This is a genomic window from Bacillus sp. DJP31 (assembly GCF_049310945.1).
Taxonomy (GTDB): Bacteria; Bacillota; Bacilli; order Bacillales; family SA4; genus Bacillus_BS.
In genome coordinates this window covers 203,475-222,112 of the sequence record NZ_JBMERO010000004.1, presented here as the reverse complement: position 1 = coordinate 222,112, position 18,638 = coordinate 203,475, and the positions used below count along the sequence as shown (strand labels likewise).

The window sequence follows — 18,638 nt, the reverse complement described above, 5'->3', positions numbered from 1 at the left end:
GTTCCAGCCGATCCAGACAAAATGACATTCTGTCCTGCCTTAATAAAATCAAGGGACTTTAAATAGGGCAGCTTCTTTTGCGCGTCTTCGGGTAAGCCGTCCATCTTTAATTCCTCAAGTATTTTTTTCTCCGGAAAATTCGCTAAGCGAATCTGGTCGATTTCGATCGTACAAGCCGATCATTTTTTTCTCTTGTTAACGCTTGGTGCAAAAGATCAATTGCGTATACAGGTTTTTGAAATACCTGATCTTCTTGAACCATTAATTCAGATGAAACGGTCGAACAATCTATTCAAAACATGAAGGCCTTTTCAAAAATGTTTAATCAAAAGGATGAGGGAGTGCTTAAAAGTGGATAAAAAATTAGAAGTCATTGAATTGTGTAAAGAGTTAAGGCTCCCAAGTATACGGATGGACGAATCTGCTTTATTAATTATCTAAATCGTGCATTGGGTTAACAAGATTAAAAATAGCCATACCCCCAAAAAGTGATATGGCCTTTAAATTCGTCTATTACATTAAGCTAATGCACCTACTAAGTGCTTTTTCTCACCCAAAGATCCCTGTTCCACTAGATCATAAGTAATGCACACAGGCCTACCTGTCCTTGGATCTGGAACAACTTCTGCATCAATATTAAATACATCTTTTAAAACTTCAGATGTCATGACTTCATTGGGCTTTCCCTCTTTGATAATCTTACCATTATTAATTGCAACCATATGGTGCGCAAAACGTGCCGCATGGTTTAAGTCATGAATTACCATAACAATCGTACGTTTCTCTTCCTTATTTAAACGGTCAAGCAACTTTAGCACTTCAAGCTGATGAGCTAAATCAAGATAAGTGGTCGGTTCATCGAGTAAAAGTAAATCCGTTTCCTGTGCTAGTGCCATAGCAATCCATACACGTTGCCTTTGTCCTCCGGATAATGCTTCAATTGGGCGATCACGAAATACTGTCATACCTGTCACCTCAATGGCCCAGCGGACAATTCGGCGATCTTCATCTGTCAAACGTCCAAATCCCCTCTGGTGTGGGAAACGACCATATGAGACCAGTTCGTAAACTGTTAACCCACTTGGAGCTTCTGGTGTTTGTGGTAGAATCGCCATTTTTTTAGCAATTTCTTTTGTTGATATTTTATGAATGGCTTTTCCATCTAAATAAACCGCTCCTGCTTTCGCTTCTAGTATACGAGACATCGTTTTAAGAATAGTAGATTTCCCACAACCATTAGGTCCAATGATTGTCGTGACTTTTCCCTCTGGAATTTTCAAGTCTAGTCCCTTTACAATGTCTACATCTCCGTATGAAATGCCAAGTTGCTCGGTTGATAACATAACCATTAGACATACCCACTCCTTTTAGTTAGTTTTCATTAATAAGTAAATAAAGTATGGTGCTCCAAGGACTGAAGCTACAATTCCTACTGGTATTTCTGATGGTGATAAAATATTTCGTCCGATTGTATCAGCAACAAGTAGTAGTAATGCTCCCATTAAAGCAGTTGTTGGTAACATTATTTGATGTTTTGGTCCAACAATTCTCCGAGCCAAATGAGGTGCAACAAGCCCTAAAAAGGCAATTCCACCACCAACAGCTACACAAGAGCCCGCTAAAGCTACAGCTAACAGTAAAAGTATTCTGCGCTCCTTCTCCACAGCTGCTCCTAAGCCTGTGGCCACTTGGTCGCCTAGATTTAACACATTTAAATAGCGAGCCTTGTAAATTGTGTATGGAATTAGAATTAGAATCCATGGCAAAACAGCTAAAACAAACTTCCAATTTGTTCCCCAAATACTTCCTGAAAGCCAAATGGTTGCTTGCATAAAGTCACTAGGGTTCATCTTTAATTGAAAGATAATGAGTGCAGCACCAAAAGCAGCGTTTATCCCAATACCTACTAAAATAAGACGAACAGGAGTAACACCCTTCTTCCAAGCTAATATATAAATGAAAAACGCTGCAAGAACCCCTCCACCTAAGGCTGCTAGTGGCATAATAAAAATAGATAGTGTACCAAGTGAAGAGGTCGACCCCTGGAAAAAGAAAATAAATAATACAACAGCTAAACCTGCTCCCGCATTAATACCTAAAATTCCAGGGTCAGCTAAACCATTTTGAGCTACACCTTGTAAAATTGCACCTGATATTGCTAAGCCCGCTCCAATTAATAGTGCAATCACCATTCTTGGTAAACGGAAATCAAAGAGAACTAACTGATCTTTTTCCGTTCCTGCTCCTACAAATGTTTTGATCACATCAAAAGGTGCAATACGTATATAGCCCATATTTAAGCTCACAAAAAATGATATTAGTATTAGTAAAAATATAATTCCCATTGCCACAAAAGGCTTCTTGTTTGTTTTATCCACTAATTCCATTACAATCCTCCCCTTTCCCGACGTGCTAAGTAGAGGAAAAACGGTACCCCTATCATTGCAGTTATCGCGCCAACCGGTGTTTCAAAAGGGGGATTTATCATTCGTGCTCCAATGTCAGCAAGTACTAATAATAGGGCTCCTAAAATGGCCGAGCACGGGATAATCCACCGATAATCGACCCCTACTAAAAAGCGAGTTATGTGAGGGATAACAAGTCCAATAAAACCGACTGTTCCTGCAACTGATACTGCGGCTCCTGTTAAAAGTAAGACGACTATCGTTCCTGTAACCTTAACTAACGTAGTTTTTTGTCCTAATCCCTTTGCTACATCTTCACCCAAACTAAGAACAGTAATTGACCTAGCTAAAATAAGCGCTAAACATAATCCGATAATTGCTACTGGAATCATAATTTGAATACTGATCCATTTTGTACCTGCCACTCCACCTGCATACCAAAAGCTTATATCTTGAGCGACATGAAAGTGTATTGCGATCGCTGATGAAATAGACCCCAGTAATGCTCCTACAGCTGTTCCTGCAAGTGCTAATTTTACTGGAGTTAATCCACCTTTTGAGAAAGAACCAATTGCAAATACAATACATGCTGCCATGCCAGCACCAACAAAAGACCAGATCATTAATCCAATATGAGAAGTTCCAGGAAAAAATGCAAAAGCAATCGCAATCATAAAGGCAGACCCTGCACTAATCCCCATAATAGAAGGCGATGCCAATGGGTTTCTTGTCATTCCTTGCATAATCGCCCCAGACACCGCTAAAAATGCGCCTACCAATGCACCTGCTAAGGCTCGAGGCATCCGAAGCTCCTGAATAATTTGATGAGAGGTAAGCTCTGGATTATAATGGAACACCGCTTTCCATACAGTCAATAAATCAATATCTGCTGCTCCTAAAGAAATCGAGACTCCTAGACCGAAACAAAGTACAACTAGTCCGGCAAATAAAATTAGTGTAGCCACAAGTGGACGAGAAGTTATTTTAACCTTTTTCTCATCCCCCTGCGACGTATCCTGTTGTTTCATTTCACTCTTCCTAATAGCCATAATGTCTTCCATTCCTTTTCTTGTTGGGTATTTCAATTTTTGAAATTGATAATCATTATCATTGTTATACTATGTATAATAACTTTTATCCCCGATAAGTTCAATGGATTTTTATGACTATTAACATGGACTATTTTGAGTCATGCTCATTTATTAAGGGAAACCCTATTGTTCTAATTAATCAACAATTCTTCTATTCTATTAATTTTAGCTTCATTACTTAAAGGACCACTCATTATGAACCAATGTTCTATTGGATAAACATTTCCATTCTTGACAGCATCTAGATATCCCCATATAGAACTTTGTTCAAGCAGCTCTTCCACCAGCTTTTGTGATTTTTCATCATCATCAACCTGGAGAAGAATATGATCAGGATTACACTCTGGTAAAACTTCTTTTGAGATTGGCTTAGCCCATTCACCCATTGGTACACATGAAGCAGGTGTTAGCCCCAAATCTTTATAGAGAACATCACCTATGTTCCATTGAGCACCATATACTCTTAGTTCCTTTGGTCGAACACGTAAAAATAAAACAGTTTCATCTCCGACCTCTGTTTCAAGCTTATCTTTTACCGCTTCTGCTTTTTGATTATAGTTTGCTATAACAGCCTCTGCTTCCGTTTCTTTCCCAACTATCCCTGCCACTTGTTCTAAGTAACTACGCCAGTTTTCGGTTTTTCCCAATATGATAGTGGGTGCTATTTTATTGAGCGTATCATAGTGCTTTTCATGTTCTTTTTCTCCTAGAATCAAATCAGGGGAGCGATCGATTAGGCGTTCAATATCAGGACTACTTTGGCTACCTAACTCAAATACCCCTTCTAGTTCCTCCTCTAAATATGGAAGATGCTTGTGTGACTTGTAATCATATGTGACAGTCGATATAGGAATAATACCTAATGCTAGTAAGTAATCGGTATGAAATACTGAAAGTGTAGCAATATTCTTAGGGTAGCTAGTAAAAACAGCCTCTCCCTTGGAATGGGTAACTGTAATGCCCTCGCTTGTTTTTTCAATGGTCACTTCTGTAGCAGTAGATTTTCCAAATGCACTAAGAGTTCCTACAAAGAATATGAGCAAAACTAGTAATACTATCCTTTTCATTTTCATTTCTCCCTTTACCCTTTTACTCCAATAACCCCTACCATGTGTCGAACTATAGCAAACTCTTGTCCACTATCTAGTTTTTTGAATAATGTATCAACTAGGTTCAAAGATTCGAATGTTTCCTGAAGGAGTTCCTCATTAAGTTTATTATCTAATAGGCTCGTAATTTTCGATTCGTCTACATTTTTGGTTCGTAAGAAATCGATGAGCTGTTCAACTGTATACCTTCTCTCATCCTTAATAGGTTTCACTGTCACATCTCTTAGACCTGCTGCTTCTAATAAAGCCTTCACCTGGGATGGCAACGCCCTTGCAAACGGGAGGTGTTGAAAAGTGTCATAGTATTCCTTTGAGAAAATGTGCTGTTGTTTACTATCTTCGTTTTTTAACTCCTTAGTTTGTTCATATGGGTTCTTCACGTCATTTACAAAAACGGCTAATTTACCGCCAGGCTTTAATACACGTACCCAATGATATACACCCTTACCTGGATTAGGTAACGTCCATAAGTTAAGACGGTTTGTTACTAAGTCAAAACTTTCATTGTCAAATGGAAGTGCTTCAGCATCTCCTCGAACGAAATTGCAGTGTATCCCTCTTTGTGTAGCTATGTCTTTTGCTATATCAAGCATAGATTGAGAAAGATCAAGTCCAGTTACATTGTGGCCTAGTTCTGCAAGTATAATTGCGACAACTCCTGGACCAGTTCCAACGTCTAATACTTCTAGCTTTTTGTCTGCTAGATAAATGTCCTCTAGAATCTCCTTCCAGAGATTTTCATTTACCGCAGTTGAACCCTTTGCATAATGAGAAGCACCTACTTCCCACTTATTTGCTAATATATCCTTAACCATGATCGCACCTCTTTTTTATAATATAGTTATTAGTTCTTCTAATGACCTTCTAGGTTTTGGCTTTGGTATTGTAAGTGGATACCCTAGCTGAAGGATTCCAACAATTTTTTCTGAGTCTAACACGCCAATGCTTCTTTTAAAAATAGGACTAGCATTATGTTCATTTGTCTTCCATACAACTCCAAGTCCACGTTCCCAGGCTAACAGCTGAAAGTTTTGAACAAGTGCACAAGTCGCAGCAAAGGCCTCCTCCCACCTTTTCTCCTGCTCTTCATCTTTCATAACTACTATCAGCTGTGCAGGAATACGTAGAAATTGTTCTTTATAATTAAGTAGCTGATTCTCAGAATATTTCTCTAAAAACCCTATACTTTTATAATAATCATGTATTCCTTTCAGCATCTGCTCTCTTTTCTCTCCATCAACCAATATGAACCTCCAAGGCTCACACTTCAAGTGATTAGGGGCCCAGACTGAACTACTTAACAACTCTATGATTAGTTCTCGTTCTACAGGTTCATCTCTGTATTCACGAATACTCCTTCTTTCACGGATGACTTTCTCAATTCCATTTACTACTTCCGGTGCACTTTGAAATGCTTTTTCCATTTAATCGCCCCTCGTTGTGATTGAATATCATTCTCATTTATTTTAAACTCTGAAAACCGTCATCTCCATAGACATAACTATCTAGATTTATGGACTTTCTTATTTTTTTTACTATAAAAAAACCTATGGAGTCTTATCACTCCATAGGTCTATTTTTTCAATCTTACTTGTTTACTAAATTCTTTTGGTGAACAGCCAACGTGCTTTTTGAATACTCTACTAAAGTAAAATTCATCCTGATATCCAACTAAATTGGATATCACTTTCAGTTTCTCATCGGAAAAAAGCAAAATTTCCTTTGCTTTTTTTATCCTTACCGTAGTCAAGTAATCAATCGGAGTCTGTCCTACATACTCTTTAAATAGCTTAGAATAATAACTAACACTTAAACCTACAGTACTACTAAGCTTTTCTAGTGTAAGAGGTTTTTGATAATACTCCTCAATATAATCAATCGTTTGTTCAATTCCTAGTTGTATATTGCCTCAGGCGTGTTGATTATCCAGAAATAGACAGACGAATCCTGTTAGTGGCGAAATAATTATGCAGAAATAAAGCTAAAGCGTTCTTCCAAATAATCGGTCATTCACCTGTCAGAAGCATTCGCTGGAAAGACGTGAGCGACAGCTTTGGTCTGAAAATAGAAGACTTTGTCTGTTGAAAAAGCCATTAAGCAATACATACGCAATTAATGCCGCAAAAAGCTGGTTGTAGACGGCGTTTTCAGTCGTGCCGAATAAAACCGGCACATTTAGATTTTGTTTAATCCAGCGGAAAAATGACTCAATCCCCCACCTTGCTTTATACATGTCGGCGATTACTTCGGCTGAGACATTGCGTAAGCTTGTCACGACGCGGATTTCACGCCCTTCATTGTCTTTAAAAAAGATAACACGATGTCGTCTTTCTGAACGTGACTGAATGGTACCGAGAAGACAAGTGATGTCGCGTGTGACGTTTGAATCCTTTTCTGACAAGCGTTGAAGTGACTTGATAGTAGACAATTCAACATTTTCTTTTAACCTGATCACGAAATCCTGTTCATCTAAAACAAACTGCTCGATGCGCTTGATTTTAAAATAAGCCCGGTCTTCCACAAGTACAAAACGCTTGTCTGCAAGCCCTTCACCGACAGGTCCGTCATGTTTTAAACCAATCGTTTCAATGACGTTCAAAGGCATATTTGTTTCTGGAGTAAAGCTAACATGAAACTTGATGCCCGAACGTTCCCCGTGAAAAACCGCCCAAGGCAACCGGCTTTTCCCAACAGTAATCGTCGTTGAATCTACAAGTAACAACCGGTTTGGAATCTTTAGTACGCGTCGAGTCACCCGATTACATTTGTTCACAATCAGCGCAAAGACCTGCTTCATTAACCTATAATCAAGCTGACCAAGTTTTTTGGATAATGTCGAATAATTAACGTCTACAAGACCCACCAAAGCGCCGATATCCGAGCAATGGCGAAGACTTTTCCACTTACAGTTCGCCGCAGTCACAAGATACTGGATCAGCATTTTAACCGTTAATTTTCGTGCAGTATCTTCATAGCCGATTAGCTCAATCAGTGGCTGTAACTCTTCATCAGATATAAACTTTTGAATCAAATTCGGAAACATGGTATGCTCTTTCATAGGGAACGCCTCTTCTCGTAAATTGTTTGGTCGTACTTACATTTTACAAGAGAGCGTTCCTTTTTGTCGCTTTTTTATGGGAAATTATTCATAATCAACACGCGTGATATTGCCTTCTATTAATTGTGAGCGAACATCCTCTATAATCGTTTGAACTACCCTCGACTAAAGTCGAAGGATTCTTAGGTAAAGAAGTCTATCGACTTCTATTTGACTAAGCTACCCCCGTAGTCCCTACGGTTGAAAGACGAATCGCTTCGTTCTTTAGATTCATACTTGCATTAAGATCTCGTTGATGATGGGATTTACAAGAAGGACAGTCCCATTCTCGCAACGCCAGATTCTTAACGGCTTTATGCTGATAGCCACAACACGAACACAACTGACTGCTTGGAAAGTTCTTGGCGACTACCATCACTTGTTTTCCGTACCATTTTGCTTTGTATTCAAGCATCCTGCGAAACTCAGACCACGATGCTTCACTAATGGCTTTTGAGAGATCTTTATTTCTTAACATAGTTGCAATAGACAAGTCTTCGATGCCGATGATGTCGTGTTTTTTGACAATCTCGGTAGAGACTTTATGCAAATAGTCATGACGAATATTTTTGATTTTCTCATGAAGGCGAGCCACTTTTTTCTTTTGTTTTTGGACGTTTTTCGCATCGGATAATGGCTTGTTTTGACTCATGGCACGCTCCATTCGTCTGGATAGGATTCGCTGTGCATCAGCTACTTGCTTCTCATATTGACGAAACCATTGCGGATTTGGATGAACACGTCCATCGGAGACAACGGCAAAATCCTTCAAGCCCACATCAACCCCACAAGCAGAATGGGTTTTCGGTAACGGCTGAATCTCGATTTCTGTCACAATGGAGATAAAGTATTTTCCAGATGAATTTCGTCTAATGGTGGCATGTAACAGGCGACCTTCCACATTGCGACTGTTGGCATAGCGAACACGCCCTAACTTAGGGAGTTTGATGTGATTCTCGAAGACTTCAATGTTTCCGTTGGTATGTTTGGTCGTATAAGATTGCACAGGATTCTTTTTGCTTTTAAAACGTGGAAATTGATTTTGTTTTTTGTAATAACGAGAATAGGAATCGCCAAGATTTTCCACGGATTTCTGCAGAGCAATACTATCCACTTCCTTTAGAAATGGATACTGCTTTTTTAGAGCAGGAAGCGATTTAATGGACGCATACGTGTTGAAGAAATCACCTTTCCATTGGTTATGCGGAAGCTGACCGTTCTGTTTCATTTCTTCGGTGATGTACCAGTAGGCATCTTGTTCTTTTTGCTTGCCCAAGAGGAAATTGAACACAAACCGTGTGCATCCAATCGTTTTGTTGAGTAAAATTCGCTGTTGTTGATTGGGAAAGATTCTAAATTTATGGGCTTTGTGTTGTTTCAAGTGACTCACCTCCTTTTTAGTAGTTCTTTCCATTATAGAACATGCGTGCTTAAATGAACACAAAAAACGGATTCATCTCACCACTAAAGTAGCGAGTGTTCTCCGCTTAGTCATAAATTAATTCATTGAATAAAGCCTTTAGCTTTATGGAGCCTATTTTCCCCTGTCGATTGGCTGCCTTCTTCATATTTATAAACAGAGTTAAAATATGTGCTTTATTCTGTACTATTACCTGACCTTCGATTGGGAACTTTGAATGAGTTAAACGTTCAAATATCCATTCCTCTTCATAATAGGCGATAGCAAAATAAAATTTAACAATATAAAACTCTAATGGCAAGTCCTCCTCATCTGATGAGGCCTCAATTTCGATTCCCGGTAAAAAGATAAAGAGTGAGCCAGTATCGATTGGAAACAGTTGTCCGTTTATGTCTACCTTTCCCCTACCTTTACTGATATAGCAAAGACAGTGTGAATAAACCTCGCCAAAATACAAAGGCCATTATTCGTCTTTATATAATGGTCAACAGAATCCACTGAGTACACATAGCTATTCAACTTCTGCAGAACATTTCGTGTATTCATATACCGATTACCTCTTTTATAAAAATAAACAGAAAGCACATTTAAAGAACTAAGGTCTTTTAACCCTAATGATAATTATATTCATTCTCAATCTCATATTCAACATTAACTACTCTCTATGCACAAGACCCTCATCACTACGTAGAGGGCATTGTGTAGGCAATCCGTTAGTTATTTTTTATTTAAAACACCAATTTTTCGTTAAAAGACGTAATCTATTTTAATTAGCATCCGCTATAATTTCCTGCCTTCTTACTTCTCTTTCAGCATCGCTCATTCTTGGACAACCATAGCATTTATTTGTTGCATCTTCTGTTTGATAGTATAGACAGCAAGTTGGTTTCATTCGTTGATATACCTCTGGATTCCTGGCATTTGGTATCATTTTAAATGTAATATCAAGCGGATTCTTTTTAGTCTTAAATATTTCTGAGTCCAAGGTTTTAGTCAGATAGTCAAAATCTTGTATTACATTCTGTCTTTGCACATCCGTAATAGATTCTTTCAAATTAAAGTCATAGCCAAAGTATAGTCCTATGCATAATTGTCCCCATAGTTCTCTAATTTTCAAACCGGTCTCTATCACAAATGCTTCAAGTAATGGAGTTACATTTTCTTTATACAGGTACCGAATTCTTTCATCTATTCCTTCTTTCTTTCCAGGCTGAAGGATTGGGTCTACTAACTTAAACACCAAACCATAATAATCATGCCCTTCATCATAATATAACTGGATTTCAATATTAGAAGGGCTCATATTCACGTTATAATTTAAAGAATGGAAATAATGAAACCCCGCTAGTGCCCATCCATAATATTTACAGAAGTAAGTAGCTGCTACCTGAGGTGTTAATGCTTTTAACTTTTCACTATAAATTATTACAAACTCTTTGATTTCTAGTGGGTCCATTAGATTTGATAATTTAATTCCATATACTTTTTGAGGATGATCATTGTAGATAATGGCGAAATTCTCATTTAATTGTTTTTCATTCATTATGTTCATTTTTGTATCTTCCCTTCTTATGTAGTTATAAACAAAGCCATATCACAGCATAGTGATATGGCTTCTTTTTATTCCTTGTCAAACAGCTCAGCTGCGTCTTTTAATTGTCCTAATAACGAAGTAGAATCATACGCTAGCCATTGTGTTTTTTCAATATAATAAACATTATTGTTTTGAACAGCAGGTAGGCCCTGCCACAATTTTGTGCTTTGGATTTCTTTTAATTGAACTTCTGCCTCTTTTAGGTCATTCACCATGACAATCAAATGGTCAGCACTGTAGTCTGGAAGTACCTCAAGCGAAATTTTATTTTGATTAAACTTGCCTGGATTCTTATCCATTTCAGCTCTAATTAAAGCTGGCGGTGTAAATCCTAAGCCGTTATAAAATACATGGCCCATATTACGGTCTCCATACACACTAAAGCTGTCTGGATAGATACGGAAAATGAGTACCGTCTCGTCTTCCTTTACATAGTTGCGAACTTTTTCTGACTTTTCAGCAGCAACCTTTTCAAAATCTTTAATAAACGTTTCTGCTTCTGCTTGTTTTCCTAAGGCATCAGCAACTATATTTAAATGACCATTAACATCATGTTCCATCCAAGGAATCAAGATTGTTGGTGCAATTTTCGAAAGTTCTTCATATATTTCTGCCTCTTCGTCAGTTGCAATAATGAGATCTGGCTCAAGTGATAGAATTTTTTCTAAACTAACCTCCCCTTCTCCGATATCATCAATTCCGTCTATCATACCTTCAAAGTAAGGATTGTTTAATGTCCAACTTCCTGCTCCAACTGGCTTTACACCAAGAGCTAACATATGGCCTAGCCATTGCGTAGTAACAACACGCTTTGGCTCAGTTGGAATTTCTGTTTCACCATTGAAATGTGTAAATATTCTTGTCTCAGAAACCTCTTCTTCTTTTTCAGCAGTTGCTTTTTCTTCCGTTTTTTCAGAATCTGCATTTTTAACTGTTGTCTCCTCTTTTGTGGAGGCATCTTCTGAAGTTCCGCACCCCACTAACATTAACGCTACTGTAAAAATTGCAATTGCTTTTAATAAGAAATGGTTAAGTTTCACGTTGTGACTCTCCTTTGAATGATAGTGATTATTCTTCTCAACTAGAATTATAAACTGCTATTCTTTTCATTGCCATAGACTATTGTTTGGACTCTTTTGGATTATTGTCATGTTCTAAGTAACCCTACTGCTTCTTCTAGGTGTTCTAGATGAGAAGTGGGTGAGTAATCCAACCACGATTTAGAAATGAAATGAACCTGGTTCTTCCTAACAGCAGGAATGTTATACCATTCTTCATTGGTTGTAATCGACTCTAATAACCATTGTGATTGAGAATCACTAGAATCCATGATAAATAGATAATCTGGCTTATAGGAGATAAGCTGAGCGAACGTAATTGGATACTGGTTTTGAACAGTTGGAATTTCAGCCACTATATCTACAGGCTTTAACTTCAAGTCATTGTAGAAGATATTTCCTATGTTTCTTTTGCCGTAGACTGTTAACCGTTCATTGTAAATTCTAACAATCATAATCCTATCCTCTATGCTTACTTTTTCTTTTACTAGTGTAGAAGCTACTTCTGCCTTAGTATCGTAATCAGCCAGCCATTTCTCTGTTTCCTTTTTTCTTCCAAACAAATCCCCAATTTGCATAAAATGTTCTCTCCAGTCATGCTTCATCCATGGAATCACAACAGTCGGTGCCACTTTTTGTAGCAACTTCACTTTTTCATCATCATAATCTGCACATAGTATGACATCTGGTTTAATTTCAATAAGGGATTCGAGCATGCCTTCCATTGATGGAATAGTGTCATGCTTTGTTGGATTTGTACCTACCCTTAATCGGTAGCCTTGTTCGCAATCGTAGTCAAGTGTTGCAAAGGGAATTATATCTAAAGCTCTGAAATGACCTTGAAAGCTAATATCTGCATTTAAAATTCTAGTACGACTCTTCTTGACATAGTGTGTTGGCGAAATACCTGTTGTCTTTTTAAACAAGCGGCTAAAATAAAATTCGTCTTGAAATCCAACACTTTTTGCTACTGTTTTTAACCGATGCTGTGAGCTAATAAGTAATTCCTTTGCCTTGGCTATTCTTACTTCATTTACATAATCAATTGGACTTGAGCCTATTACTTTTTTAAACGCATGTGAATAATAACCTGGACTAAACCCAGCCATTTGAGCTAAGTATTCTCTCGTGAGCTCATCATGATAATGGGTATGAATATAGTGAATAGACTCCTGAATTTTTTCTTTTGTATCTTTCTGCTTCATTCCCGTTTCTTTTCCCTTACAAATAAAATACAAAAGCTCAAAGAATATCATATTCTCTTCTATTACACTTAAGATTCCTGATTTTTCATCTCTACTTAATTCATACATTCTCTCTATTTTTTCTAATAGTTTGAGAGGGTGAAGATTTTTATGTTCCCCAAGTAAGGAAGTTTGTTGTGAATTCTCCACCTGAAAAGACAATTGATAATAATGAAGCGGAGTACACTCTTTTATTTCACTTAAGCAAATAGGAGAGTATGGAGTGACTACGATACACGATTGCTCGCTCAATCTATAGATTATGTTATCACTCTTCATCTTTGCCTCTCCCGATAAAACAAAGAATATTGTATAGAAGTCAACAACAAATTCTGTTTCCTTTTTTTCTTTCTTTAATAAAATCTGTTTAAATTTTAATGATTCGTCTCTTTCCCCAGACATCCCTTTGCCTCCTTTCTTAATTTCTTTCCTTTTAATATAAATTAAACCTCGATATTGATAATCATTATCAAATAATGATATAGAAAATAGCCCATTAAATCAATGGACTATTTAAATTTACTTTATTTACTTTTTTAAGTTTACTGCAGAAGTTGCAGATGTACAGCTATTCCTACCAATTAGCTTCCATTATTCTTATTAGCTTAATGACTAAGTTTTTTTTATTTAACACTAAACCTTAGGCTGATTATTCCGGAAGCATGGGCGGAAGCATGGGGACGGTTCTCTTGCTTCCATTAAGCAGAAGAACTGTCACCATGCTTCTATACAAGATAAACTACTAGACTTAAACCAATCGTAAACACAAATGAACTTCTTCTGCTCGCCCAATCGTTTTCTTAAATTCAAGTGGCTCATAAAAACTTAGAAGTTCACTAACCTTTCTTTGACTTTCGATCTCATCCATATTCTCTCCACTAGGAGGGAAGGGTTTGAGTAAAATAAAATCGATACCTAAAGCTTTGCAGTAATTAATAATCTCTTCCATTGCTTGGGTGCCATACCCTTTTCTTTGGTACTCTTTCCCAATAGATAAATCTGATAAAATTGCGATCGTTCCATATACACTGATTGTATTGTCATCATAATCGTTTTCTTCATACACCGCTACATCACTTACACCAAGTTCTCTAGCGAATTTCCTGCTTCCCATTTAATAAAGGATTTTATCACCTAATCTAATTTAACCATCAACAATCTTGCTTATTGGGGTTCCTACTTTAAAATTATCACAAAATAACCAGTTCGACATGAAAATTAGTAGGATTTGGTTTTCTTTTTTTAGGAATCAATGAAGATTCGATTCTGTTCTATTAAGGACAAGTTATACGCACAAAAAGGCGAGACTAGTAGTTGGTCATAAGCATTTATATCCAAAGTCCCTAAGCCCCCCTATGAAGCAAGCATGGTAATAGTTCTCTTGGGTCCATTTGGAATTAGAAGAACAATCCCTAAGCTTCTACTTTTTCCTTGGCCGTTCTATTCTCTTATAAGAAAAATTATAACTTTTCTTATAAAATTCGAAAATCAATGTCAACGTTGTTTTAAAAATTCACTTAAGAGTTCTTCAAAGAACAAAGATAAGATTATTGTAGAAGACGCGGGCGTACCCTCACTCACCTAACCCGTTTCAATTATTCGAGAAAAATGGATTTGGAACACTTAGTAGCTGCCTAGCTGAAAAAATAGAAGCATGGTGCAATGATCAAAACGATGAACTTGTTATCGCGGCAATGAAACTAGCATTATAGAAGAAGTATGGAGACAGACTGTCCTCTTGCTTCCATTTGGAAGCAGAAGAACCGTCCCCATGCTTTCCCCAACAGATGATGGATTTAATTTATTGTTTAAAATGGTAGCGATTCCACCCAAGGTCAGTTCATTCACACGCTTCCTTTAGGAAGTAAATAATACTGTTTTTGAATATCGTTTAGCTTAATCAAATATCAAGAAGAGGTTTTGTTACGGTACCGTTTTTACCATTTGGATTGTATACCAGTCCCATCTAACCATGGTATAATAATCACAGTCAAGGAGGTGAAAAGTTATGGACCAAATACTTAAAGCCATTCAACAGTTGGAACAAAAATTTGATAGCAAATTTGATAAGGTCACAACTCAATTAGATCGTATGGAGACAACGATTAATAACATTGCTCAAACAGCTAATGAAGATACCGTTGCTATTCTAAAGAAAATAGACAAAAATACAAAGAATATAAATCGAGACATTGAGTTTCTTTCTGAACAATCTGGAAAACATGAAATGTACTTAAATAGATTAAGTAAAAACTAACCTCTTTGTTATTCCTTCAAATTTTATCTACGGAATTTTTTTGGACCTCAAAGTATATTTCCACACCTAGTGATTGATGAATCTGGTTTTGTTTCTGTTCTTAATTTCAAATTCCTATGAAACTATTGAATCCAATTCAAATTTTTCTCCGTCATCTGATTTCTACAAATTCCATGTCGCCATGATAATATTTTCGACTATGGTTCCCTTTTCAACACCAATAGCGGACGACACTGACTAGTGTGGTATGGGGACGGTTCTCTTGCTTCCATTAAGCTCAAATTTCTTCGTCAGCTCGTCTCTCCGCTCCTCACGTATACAAAACATACGCTCCGGTGCTCAAGACTTCGCTTCCTCGAACTTCTTTGCTCTTTTTGTCCTCCTTTTTGAACAGACTCTATAAGAAAAATTATAACTTTTCTCATAAAATTCGAAAATCAATGTCAACGTTGTTTTAAAAGGATTTTTACAAAGCTAGAGCAGCAACAAATTTTCATCTCTTAAAAACTTCAATACACTCAAATTAGATCAAATAAAATGGTATTGAATTGATTCCGAAAGATTAGAAACACTGAAGACTCAAGATGAAGTATACATAGGGGAAATGGCCAAATGAAGAGGACATAGTGGACAGGATGGGTGGACAAGTTGACACAAATGATCGTCCAGAATGGCCAGCGAGTATGGACAACATGCCCTCCCATTACCAGTGAATACTTCAGAAAATTCACTTAAGAGTTCTTCAAAGAACAAAGATAAGATTATTGTAGAAGACGCGGGCGTACCCTCTCCTAACCCGTTTCAATTCTTTGAGAAAAATGGATTTAGAACACTTAGTAGCTACCTAGCTGAAAAAATAGAAGCATTGTGCAATAATCAAAACGATGAACTTGTGATCGCGGCAATGAAACTAGCATTATAGAAGAAGCATTTGGACTGTCCTCTTGCTTCCATTTGGAAGCAGAAGAACCGTCCCCATGCTTTCCTTTTACAATTAAATAGCCATATCAGATCCAACCTCAGCACGCAATTGAAAGCCAATTGTTCCATTTGCTACTTTATCTAAATGCCACCACCATTCACTAAGTGGTTCATCTGATAGAGAGAAATCATAGACCTTACCAATATGCGCAGCCATCAATATAGCATTTTTAATTAATTCCATGTCGTAACTTAATAATTTGAGTCTTTCATCTTTTGTGAGTTCATGGATTACACTTTCTAAATTGCTTCGCCTATGCAACATGTCAACCGATTCAAATGGGCTGATCTCATAATCACCTATACATTTCCCATAAATATCAACACTCTTATTATATTCTGACATCAATTAATCACCTCTTCTTCTTTTCCAAGATACATGTAACCCTTTTTCCAAGAAAGATATTGGGTGTATTCCCCTTCAATTTGAAAAGATGTTTCCGTAATTGCATCTTCTCCTACTATTACAATCCATTTTCCATCGCCAAAAACAAAGTAATCTTTCTTGAATCCTCTAACAAAATATAAATAGACATCGCTTTCTTTATCATTAATTATAACATTTTCGTAGTCCCTCATTGAAAAATCAACAGGAATATGACCATATTGTTTTCTCGTATCCAAATGTTTTAGATCTTTACCTATCTTCCATTTCAGACCGTTCTTATTAACTAATGAATAGGACTTTTTCCTTTATACCTTGTCTCACTTTTACTCTTCCCTCCTCGTAATATTAATCCCCAAACAAATTCTAATTGGTGTTACTAGCTATATACAACTTCATTTCAGCACTTTGGAGTACTTCAAATGTCTTGTCCAAATTAATTTCCTTATTACTCGTTGCAATCTATTTTTTCAAGACTTCAACCGGTCATAAGTTGAGGTAAGTCTAAGGACAAGACTCTCATATCGTATAGTCATAATAATATCTTGAACTTCTATATTGAGCTGAGCTTACTATAGTGGAATTTTTTCCAATATCCGATAGGAAAAAATCTATTATAAAGAAGTTCTACTGTTTAGCCGAAGTAGACGTACCTTAAAATTCTATCCTTTCAATTATGCTAGGAAACTAAATTTAGAATGGCGTGGCATAGAGCTGAAGATCATTGTGGACGAAACGAATGAGGTCTTTTTCTGTGAGGGTAGTTGATTCGAATTCAATGTGGCAATCGTCTCGTCTTCAAGTAGAAAATTAAGATTCATCCCTCAGTCTTTAATTTCAATTGACGGGAAATTTGTTTCAATAACATCTTTCACTTTTGGAAGTGGAATACTCGTAAAACTAGAGGGATTAATCTTTGAACATAACGGCGAGAGAATGAAAGCCAATGTCATTGTGGTTTCTCTAGGATATTGAGGTCTTTTGTCAAAATGATGAACTCCTTTCATTAGTACATTTCACCTACATTTCGACAAAAGACTTCTTTCTCCTTTTTTGTGAAACATTCTATTTTTTGTTACTTGCCCGTTGAAAACAGCATTCGCAATCTTTTATATCTCAGCCAAATACCTCCAAAAGCCAAAACAGCTATATAGACTGGAAAAAGTGTATGAGAAAAAAAGGGTTACCCAGACGAATATGTGTAGCAATGGCCACTCCAATATACTCCGTCAGCAGCAATACACCTAGGACTGATAAACGAGGTATGTTGTAAAGAATCACAGAAAGGAGACCGAGTATTCCGATCACGACAAGATGATGTTCAGAAAATCCTAGTTCAAGTGTTGCTTCCACTATATGAGCTATTTTTAGCAATTTGAATAAGCTGTCGAAAATCATAATAAGAATGACAAGCCCACTCTTAATTCTCGCCGTCCATAGCAGACTTTTTGAAATGGGGTTATTAATAGATTCCTAATTTACTTCTTTTGCAATCTGTAACATTTCACTAACTGTCAAAGATGATGAATCAAGAAATACCGCTAATTGATTCCCTTCGTATTTATTTTCTGCAAAAAGATCAACTAGGTGATAAGGCACTTTTCTCGTCATTGTCATTTTCCTTTAAAAGTTTAGACTTCCTATCAACTGGTTTCTAGAATTCATGTCGAATATCTTTTACCAGCACGATCAATTATATCCTGAATTAGATCTCGGACAAGTTTATTGTAGAGTAGCATATCGTAAAAATCCCTTTTACCCTTTATATAACCAGACATATTAAATAGTTTCAATATACAGTAATTATAAGACAATTTTCCTTGAATGTGGGAATCTAATGCCTGATACCCAGTGCTGTAACGTATTAAAGCGTCGGGTCAGGTGGCAAAATGCGTTCCCTATTATTACGCAAAAAAAATATATAAATGAACATATAATAAAAAGAGATCAGGTGCGCAAACACCTGATCGGCAACTACATCCGCATTAAGAGGTTAG

Annotated in this window: 21 protein-coding genes and 2 pseudogenes; 3 read left to right on the top strand and 20 right to left on the bottom strand. The window is 36.9% G+C overall.

Features of this window, described 5'->3' with window-relative positions:
• The 15 genes and pseudogenes from ACOI1C_RS06595 to ACOI1C_RS06525 form a co-directional block, all read right to left on the bottom strand.
• Positions 1-152: ATP-binding protein (locus ACOI1C_RS06595; protein WP_422509216.1), on the bottom strand; the 152-nt coding region annotated here is incomplete at its 3' end.
• 366 nt (positions 153-518) lie between these two features.
• Positions 519-1,349, bottom strand: coding sequence for an ABC transporter ATP-binding protein (locus ACOI1C_RS06590; protein ID WP_422509186.1), 831 nt, complete (start codon positions 1,347-1,349; stop codon positions 519-521).
• A gap of 18 nt (positions 1,350-1,367) precedes the next feature.
• Entirely contained in the window at positions 1,368-2,387 is a 1,020-nt protein-coding gene (locus ACOI1C_RS06585) for a FecCD family ABC transporter permease (protein ID WP_422509184.1), read from the bottom strand.
• On the bottom strand, positions 2,387-3,433 hold the full coding sequence (locus tag ACOI1C_RS06580) for a FecCD family ABC transporter permease (protein WP_422509182.1): 1,047 nt from the start codon (positions 3,431-3,433) through the stop codon (positions 2,387-2,389). The genes ACOI1C_RS06585 and ACOI1C_RS06580 overlap by 1 nt, the downstream gene beginning before the upstream one ends.
• Before the next feature lie 194 nt (positions 3,434-3,627).
• Complete coding sequence (locus ACOI1C_RS06575) at positions 3,628-4,563, bottom strand: ABC transporter substrate-binding protein (RefSeq protein ID WP_422509180.1); 936 nt, start codon at positions 4,561-4,563, stop codon at positions 3,628-3,630.
• 14 nt (positions 4,564-4,577) lie between these two features.
• Positions 4,578-5,420, bottom strand: coding sequence for a class I SAM-dependent methyltransferase (locus ACOI1C_RS06570; RefSeq protein ID WP_422509178.1), 843 nt, complete (start codon positions 5,418-5,420; stop codon positions 4,578-4,580).
• 15 nt (positions 5,421-5,435) lie between these two features.
• A complete protein-coding gene (locus ACOI1C_RS06565) occupies positions 5,436-6,029 on the bottom strand; it encodes a nitroreductase family protein (RefSeq protein ID WP_422509176.1) in 594 nt (197 codons plus the stop codon).
• A gap of 149 nt (positions 6,030-6,178) precedes the next feature.
• Positions 6,179-6,475: a helix-turn-helix domain-containing protein gene (locus ACOI1C_RS06560; protein ID WP_422509214.1), complete on the bottom strand. Its 297-nt coding sequence runs from the start codon at positions 6,473-6,475 to the stop codon at positions 6,179-6,181.
• Between the two features lie 52 nt (positions 6,476-6,527).
• A pseudogene (locus ACOI1C_RS06555) lies at positions 6,528-7,663 on the bottom strand (IS4 family transposase).
• A gap of 214 nt (positions 7,664-7,877) precedes the next feature.
• A complete protein-coding gene (gene tnpB / locus ACOI1C_RS06550; protein WP_422509174.1) occupies positions 7,878-9,083 on the bottom strand; it encodes an IS200/IS605 family element RNA-guided endonuclease TnpB in 1,206 nt (401 codons plus the stop codon).
• Between the two features lie 106 nt (positions 9,084-9,189).
• Entirely contained in the window at positions 9,190-9,579 is a 390-nt protein-coding gene (locus ACOI1C_RS06545; protein WP_422509172.1) for an AraC family ligand binding domain-containing protein, read from the bottom strand.
• Between the two features lie 309 nt (positions 9,580-9,888).
• A complete protein-coding gene (locus ACOI1C_RS06540; protein ID WP_422509170.1) occupies positions 9,889-10,674 on the bottom strand; it encodes a hypothetical protein in 786 nt (261 codons plus the stop codon).
• Positions 10,675-10,742: 68 nt separating this feature from the next.
• Positions 10,743-11,756, bottom strand: coding sequence for an ABC transporter substrate-binding protein (locus ACOI1C_RS06535; protein ID WP_422509168.1), 1,014 nt, complete (start codon positions 11,754-11,756; stop codon positions 10,743-10,745).
• Between the two features lie 107 nt (positions 11,757-11,863).
• Positions 11,864-13,420: an AraC family transcriptional regulator gene (locus ACOI1C_RS06530; RefSeq protein ID WP_422509166.1), complete on the bottom strand. Its 1,557-nt coding sequence runs from the start codon at positions 13,418-13,420 to the stop codon at positions 11,864-11,866.
• 346 nt (positions 13,421-13,766) lie between these two features.
• Positions 13,767-14,132 (bottom strand): GNAT family N-acetyltransferase, encoded by a 366-nt coding sequence (locus ACOI1C_RS06525; RefSeq protein WP_422509164.1) that lies wholly within the window; start codon positions 14,130-14,132, stop codon positions 13,767-13,769.
• A gap of 487 nt (positions 14,133-14,619) precedes the next feature.
• On the opposite strand from ACOI1C_RS06525, the pseudogene ACOI1C_RS06520 reads away from it, so the two are divergent.
• From ACOI1C_RS06520 to ACOI1C_RS06510, 3 genes and pseudogenes are all read left to right on the top strand, one after another.
• Positions 14,620-14,730: pseudogene (locus ACOI1C_RS06520) on the top strand (replication protein); the annotation flags it as partial.
• A 296-nt stretch (positions 14,731-15,026) separates the two neighbouring features.
• Complete coding sequence (locus ACOI1C_RS06515; protein WP_422509162.1) at positions 15,027-15,275, top strand: hypothetical protein; 249 nt, start codon at positions 15,027-15,029, stop codon at positions 15,273-15,275.
• Between the two features lie 670 nt (positions 15,276-15,945).
• Positions 15,946-16,197 carry a hypothetical protein gene (locus tag ACOI1C_RS06510; RefSeq protein ID WP_422509161.1) on the top strand — a complete coding sequence of 84 codons (252 nt, stop codon included), beginning with the start codon at positions 15,946-15,948 and terminating at the stop codon, positions 16,195-16,197.
• Between the two features lie 72 nt (positions 16,198-16,269).
• On the opposite strand, the gene ACOI1C_RS06505 is transcribed toward ACOI1C_RS06510, so the two are convergent.
• The 5 genes from ACOI1C_RS06505 to ACOI1C_RS06485 form a co-directional block, all read right to left on the bottom strand.
• Positions 16,270-16,602 carry a hypothetical protein gene (locus tag ACOI1C_RS06505; RefSeq protein WP_422509159.1) on the bottom strand — a complete coding sequence of 111 codons (333 nt, stop codon included), beginning with the start codon at positions 16,600-16,602 and terminating at the stop codon, positions 16,270-16,272.
• Complete coding sequence (locus tag ACOI1C_RS06500) at positions 16,602-16,880, bottom strand: hypothetical protein (protein ID WP_422509157.1); 279 nt, start codon at positions 16,878-16,880, stop codon at positions 16,602-16,604. Before ACOI1C_RS06500 ends, ACOI1C_RS06505 begins: the two co-directional genes overlap by 1 nt.
• 585 nt (positions 16,881-17,465) lie before the next feature.
• Complete coding sequence (locus tag ACOI1C_RS06495) at positions 17,466-17,648, bottom strand: hypothetical protein (RefSeq protein ID WP_422509155.1); 183 nt, start codon at positions 17,646-17,648, stop codon at positions 17,466-17,468.
• A 139-nt stretch (positions 17,649-17,787) separates the two neighbouring features.
• A complete protein-coding gene (locus ACOI1C_RS06490; RefSeq protein ID WP_422509153.1) occupies positions 17,788-18,039 on the bottom strand; it encodes a DoxX family protein in 252 nt (83 codons plus the stop codon).
• A gap of 75 nt (positions 18,040-18,114) precedes the next feature.
• Positions 18,115-18,252, bottom strand: coding sequence for a hypothetical protein (locus ACOI1C_RS06485; RefSeq protein ID WP_422509150.1), 138 nt, complete (start codon positions 18,250-18,252; stop codon positions 18,115-18,117).
• Between the last annotated feature and the right edge of the window lie 386 nt (positions 18,253-18,638).

What these genes read in the sequence shown, in the direction of transcription:
- ACOI1C_RS06575 (WP_422509180.1), bottom strand. Translation starts at nt 4,563, where the DNA reads ATGAAAAGGATAGTATTACTAGTTTTGCTCATATTCTTTGTAGGAACT.
- ACOI1C_RS06590 (WP_422509186.1), bottom strand. Translation starts at nt 1,349, where the DNA reads ATGGTTATGTTATCAACCGAGCAACTTGGCATTTCATACGGAGATGTA.
- ACOI1C_RS06510 (WP_422509161.1), top strand. Translation starts at nt 15,946, where the DNA reads ATGGCCAGCGAGTATGGACAACATGCCCTCCCATTACCAGTGAATACT.
- ACOI1C_RS06515 (WP_422509162.1), top strand. Translation starts at nt 15,027, where the DNA reads ATGGACCAAATACTTAAAGCCATTCAACAGTTGGAACAAAAATTTGAT.
- ACOI1C_RS06530 (WP_422509166.1), bottom strand. Translation starts at nt 13,420, where the DNA reads ATGTCTGGGGAAAGAGACGAATCATTAAAATTTAAACAGATTTTATTA.
- ACOI1C_RS06585 (WP_422509184.1), bottom strand. Translation starts at nt 2,387, where the DNA reads ATGGAATTAGTGGATAAAACAAACAAGAAGCCTTTTGTGGCAATGGGA.
- ACOI1C_RS06540 (WP_422509170.1), bottom strand. Translation starts at nt 10,674, where the DNA reads ATGAACATAATGAATGAAAAACAATTAAATGAGAATTTCGCCATTATC.
- ACOI1C_RS06485 (WP_422509150.1), bottom strand. Translation starts at nt 18,252, where the DNA reads ATGACGAGAAAAGTGCCTTATCACCTAGTTGATCTTTTTGCAGAAAAT.
- ACOI1C_RS06490 (WP_422509153.1), bottom strand. Translation starts at nt 18,039, where the DNA reads ATGATTTTCGACAGCTTATTCAAATTGCTAAAAATAGCTCATATAGTG.
- ACOI1C_RS06525 (WP_422509164.1), bottom strand. Translation starts at nt 14,132, where the DNA reads ATGGGAAGCAGGAAATTCGCTAGAGAACTTGGTGTAAGTGATGTAGCG.
- ACOI1C_RS06580 (WP_422509182.1), bottom strand. Translation starts at nt 3,433, where the DNA reads ATGAAACAACAGGATACGTCGCAGGGGGATGAGAAAAAGGTTAAAATA.
- ACOI1C_RS06495 (WP_422509155.1), bottom strand. Translation starts at nt 17,648, where the DNA reads ATGAAAGGAGTTCATCATTTTGACAAAAGACCTCAATATCCTAGAGAA.
- ACOI1C_RS06565 (WP_422509176.1), bottom strand. Translation starts at nt 6,029, where the DNA reads ATGGAAAAAGCATTTCAAAGTGCACCGGAAGTAGTAAATGGAATTGAG.
- ACOI1C_RS06570 (WP_422509178.1), bottom strand. Translation starts at nt 5,420, where the DNA reads ATGGTTAAGGATATATTAGCAAATAAGTGGGAAGTAGGTGCTTCTCAT.
- ACOI1C_RS06505 (WP_422509159.1), bottom strand. Translation starts at nt 16,602, where the DNA reads ATGTCAGAATATAATAAGAGTGTTGATATTTATGGGAAATGTATAGGT.